Source organism: Calditrichota bacterium (assembly GCA_013152715.1).
Classification (GTDB): Bacteria; Zhuqueibacterota; Zhuqueibacteria; order Thermofontimicrobiales; family Thermofontimicrobiaceae; genus 4484-87.
The window spans coordinates 1-4585 of sequence record JAADFU010000101.1; the positions used below are offsets into that span (position 1 = coordinate 1).

Genomic DNA, 4585 nt, shown 5'->3' on the forward strand with positions numbered 1-4585 from the left:
TCCGTGTTTTTCTAAATTCAGATGTTTTGAGTTGATAAAAATAAATACCAGAAGCTGCCGGGTTTCCGCTCTCATCTTTGCCATCCCAGGAAACACGATGCCAGCCGGTTGATTTTTCGCCATGAAAAAGCGTTCTGATTTTTTCGCCCAGGACATTGAAAATTACAATTTGCACTTTGCTCGATTTGCGCAGATAAAAACTGATTTCGGTTGTTGGATTGAACGGATTGGGAAAATTTTGTCGCAAAGAAAATTTCTTCTCCGATTGTTGTTTTTCTATTTCCACAGAAGTCGATTTTTTCTGCGTTGGCGGCAGATAGCCTTTATCAAAATATTTCCACTCCGAAGCAAATTCAATAACCGGATTCGGATCAATCAGCCGCAAATCAAAAATCATGTCCGACTCATCGCCATTTGCCTGATGCATCTCCACAGCGAGCACATTTTCGCCGTTTCTCAAAAAAGACAATTGCTCCGAAGTCAGCGTAACCGCTTTCACTCCCGCCTGATTTCCGGAAGCAAAAGTAGAATAGTTTATTTCAGAATCAGGCATGTTGATTCTTCCGATCTCCTCGCCGTTCAAATAAACGGCGGCGCCATTGTCGTATTTCACAATGGCGGAAAGATAGGTAATTTGATCGACATCAGTCACAGTGAAAGTTTTTCGAAAATAAACTGTCTGAGCCTGCTGCACCTGAGTTGTCTGCGTGCTGTTGAAACCCAGCGGCGCGACTCCTGTCCCCCAATCATCATCGTTGTATCTCAAATCATGCCAAAAAATCGGCGCCTGCGTTGTGTCCACAGTGAAAGAAATTTGCAGAGCATCCGGCGTTTCATTTCCCAGAATATCAACGGCGCGCACGAACAAAAGATATCTCTGCCCCTGCTCACCGCGAAAAGTAGTTCGATGATAAATTGTTCCCTGACCCGATTCAAAATCATTCTCCATTTCATCGTAAGGAACATCATTCAAACTGTAACGGAGAAATGCCTTTTCATTGGTCGCAATTTCGATGGCTACAAGCGTATCCACGGCAATAAATTCGGAATCAGGAAACTGAACAAAAACTGGCGGGACAGAATCCAGCGACGCAGAAACATACATATCCGGCAAATTGTCCTCGAAAATAGTGAACGGATCGTTGTAAAATTCGATAAAATCCGGCACACTCGGATGTCCGGGATAGGGCGCGAAATGGTGATTTTCATTGGCATTGCGCCAGACAGCAGCATAACTGATTTGCCTGGCAAGAGAGTCATTTTTCAGCGGATCGAGCAAAACATCCGTGAACCAGTTGGCAGTAGGCAGAGCTTCCTGACCAACCTCTGTGAGCGCAGGAATTTTTCCCCGCTGTTGCGCCAGACGCGCCACAATTTGCAAGCGATTTAAAAATCGATCGCGATCCGATTGGGAAATTGAACTGTTGAAATAAAAGTCCATTCCCAGAATATCAATAAATTCATCGCCGGGATAACGGTCGAGATATTCATTTTCAGAATTGAACTGACTGGGCGAGTAGGCGTAAAGCAAATTGTGCACATTCAACGAGTCCCGCAGAAACGCAGCAGTGAATTGCCACAATTGAATAAATTCTTCGCGCGTGCAATGAGCTTTTCCCCACCAGAACCATGAGCCATCATTTTCATGGTAAGGTCGAAAAATAATCGGGATTGACTGACCGTCTGCGCCGCGCAAACTTTTGAATTCCAGCGCTGCTCTGCGTAACTTTTCTTTGTAAAATTGATGATACTGACCGCCTGGAAGTAATGTAGAAACAATTTTCTCATTATTGACATCGCGGGCGTAAAAACCGCGATTCTGTGGGTCAAGTTGATGCCAGCAGAGCGTCTGCACTCCGCCGCGTTCGAATGCCGAAGTGAGCCGATAGTTGAAGCGCCACAGTTCATTTTCCTGAATGACGTGCTGCAAATCCCAGCTATAAACAGCCGGATAAGAGCCGCAAACATCTTTCACGTCACTGCGGTCGTCGTCGCCGCTCCAGCCGACGCCATAGCCAGTGGCATCGTGCATGCCAAAAAGCAAAAAATCAGCGGACAAAAAATCCAGATTGGCGAAAAGATAGCGCGTTTTTTGCGTCGCCGCAGAATCAAAAATTCCCGGCTTTATCGAATTGACGTTAATTTCATAATTCACGCACGCGTCGTATAAATCCCAGACAGCGTCATTGACCTGCTGCTGCGTAACTTCAGCATTTGAAAGCAGCAATTCCGCAGCGGAAATTTCATTTTGCAGAATCATTTTCGAGCCGGGAGCGAATTGTCCTTCTTCGTTTCCTTCGACAGTGCTGGCGAGCAAGGCACTCGCCGCCTGAATCGCCTTTTGCAATTCGACAAAATAAACAATATCCACATTCACAGAATCTCCGATCTTCAAATTATCAAAAAGCACAATCCCTGATTTTGGCTGAACCGTTCCGCCGTCCAGATAAAAGTAAATTCGCTTCAGCAAAGTAGAATTCTCCGGGCTAAGCGGGAACAAATAAGGATGCCAGAGATCGTCCCCGGGCAAATTCACCGGCAACCAGTCGCTGCTGCCGTCCTGATAGATGGGCTTGATTGTAAACTCTGTCCCAATATTTGACTTCACCTCCAGCGAAATGTATGGCGTGTTTGCCACGTTAATGATCGGGGGAATAAAGTTGAAATTATCCCATTCCCAGCTCTGCGCCACGCGGTGATAGGTCACTTGCAAAACGCCGTTTTGTTCGGTCAATTCGTAAGTGTAAGGTTGATTTGCAGGCACTTCCCAGCCAGTCAAAATATTGTCATTGAAATCATCCACGAAACCAGTGATCTGGGCGGAAACGGTCGTAGTGAATATCAAGAAAAAAATGATAAAGAGAGATATTGCTTTTTTCATGACTTTTGCCTTTTAAAAGATTAGAAATCTATTGTGTCGGGAAAAAGTTAATTTTGTATTTTTCATTTTTAAACAGTAGTAACATCCCCCTAAGTCCCCTGCGCCAGAAGCACATCTTCGACTTCAAAAGAGGATTTTTTTAGTTCCCCCTTTGAAGGGGGGCAGGGGGATGTATAGAATCACCCATTCTCCTCAATCCACTTCTTAATTTCCTCAAAAACCTTATCCGGATTTTCGTTTACTTCCTCATCGCGAAATCGCAGAAATCTGATGCCATATTTCTCAATTTCCCTTTGACGCATCTGGTCACTTACTTTGGCTTCATCAGAATCATGACTCACTCCGTCAATTTCAATAGCCAGCATTAATTCGTGGCAATAAAAATCCACAATATAATTCAAAATAGGCACCTGTCGATGAAACTCATATCCCAGCTCTTTTCTGCGAATTGCGTTCCAGAGAATCTTTTCGGCGTGAGTCGGATTCTTGCGCAAGGTTCGAGCTAAATCTTTAAGTTTTGGATTGTATGGGATGATTTTGTTTTTTGGCATGGGATTTCCTCATTTTGGAGTATTTTACATCCCCCCTGTCCCCCCTTCAAAGGGGGAAACCCAGAGAAGTCCCCCTTTGAAGGGGGATTTAGGGGGATGTAAGAATCAACCTTTTTCTAACTATAACATTCCAAAACACTTCCCATCACTTCAAAACCAAAACTTTCCGACTCCTCACAAATCCCCCCACCCTCATCTGCAATAAATAAACACCGCTCGCCAGCTCATTTGCATCAAAGGAAACTCGATACCAGCCATGAGATTGATTTTCATGAATAATGGTCTTCACCTTCTCTCCCAGAACGTTGAACAAAACCAATTCCACGTCACTTTGGTTAGGAAGATGATAGCGAATCTCGGTGCGCGAATTGAACGGATTGGGGAAATTTTGCAGTAACTGAAAGTCATTCGGAACTGGCGCTGTTTTTTCACTGACCTGAGTGTTTTCTGTTTCCAGCAAAACTTTCACATCATCGATGTAAATTGTTCCGCTGCCAAATTCGCCATTGCCTTTTTCAATCAAAAAAATGACCTGCACGATTGCCGACAAATCCATTTCTCCGAATCCAAAATAGCGCTTGAATTCAGAAAATGGAATCGAATGTTCGACCCAATCCGTGCCCGTGAGAGCAAACTCTTTCGACCAGATATTTCCGCTGGCGTCTTTGAACATCACGGAAAGCGAACGCTGGGTATCATCGGCTTTGACGCGAAAGGTCAAACTTTCAAATTGCGACCAGTCCATGGACACATGACGAAAAACTCCGGCGTAAACCGGGGTTCCGATCTGATAATCGAGACGCAGAAATTTATTCGCCGCGTCCGGCTCTCCCGAACCAAGCTGCGGCTGGATTTGCGTGCCAGTGTAAATTTGCCAGTAGCTATTGAGATGCGAGGAGGAAGCGTAAGACTGAAAATCATCTACAACCAGAAAATTTTTGAACTGGAAAATCAAAGAATCGCTCTGCAAACCTGCAGATTCCGCGGTGAGAATGGTTTCCCCTGCTTGACGTTGAGATTTAAGAATAACTCGCACAAATCCATTTTCCGCTATCTGACTCGATTCTCCAACAATTTCGCCAGGACCCGAAAGATGAAAATTGATGACATTGGAAGCACCGGAGCAAATTCTTCCCAGAGAATCCGTTATCAC

3 protein-coding genes are annotated in these 4585 nt (G+C 44.7%); all 3 read right to left on the minus strand.

Annotated features, from left to right (window positions below):
* The coding region (locus GXO74_08420; GenBank protein ID NOZ61693.1) for a T9SS type A sorting domain-containing protein at positions 1–2881 on the minus strand (2881 nt) is incomplete at its 3' end.
* A 179-nt stretch (positions 2882–3060) separates the two neighbouring features.
* A complete protein-coding gene (locus GXO74_08425) occupies positions 3061–3432 on the minus strand; it encodes an endonuclease domain-containing protein (protein NOZ61694.1) in 372 nt (123 codons plus the stop codon).
* Between the two features lie 145 nt (positions 3433–3577).
* On the minus strand, positions 3578–4585 hold a 1008-nt coding region (locus GXO74_08430), incomplete at its 5' end, for a T9SS type A sorting domain-containing protein (GenBank protein ID NOZ61695.1).

Excerpts from the sequence above, each read along its gene's own strand:
- GXO74_08425 (NOZ61694.1), bottom strand. The coding sequence starts at position 3,432 with ATGCCAAAAAACAAAATCATCCCATACAATCCAAAACTTAAAGATTTA.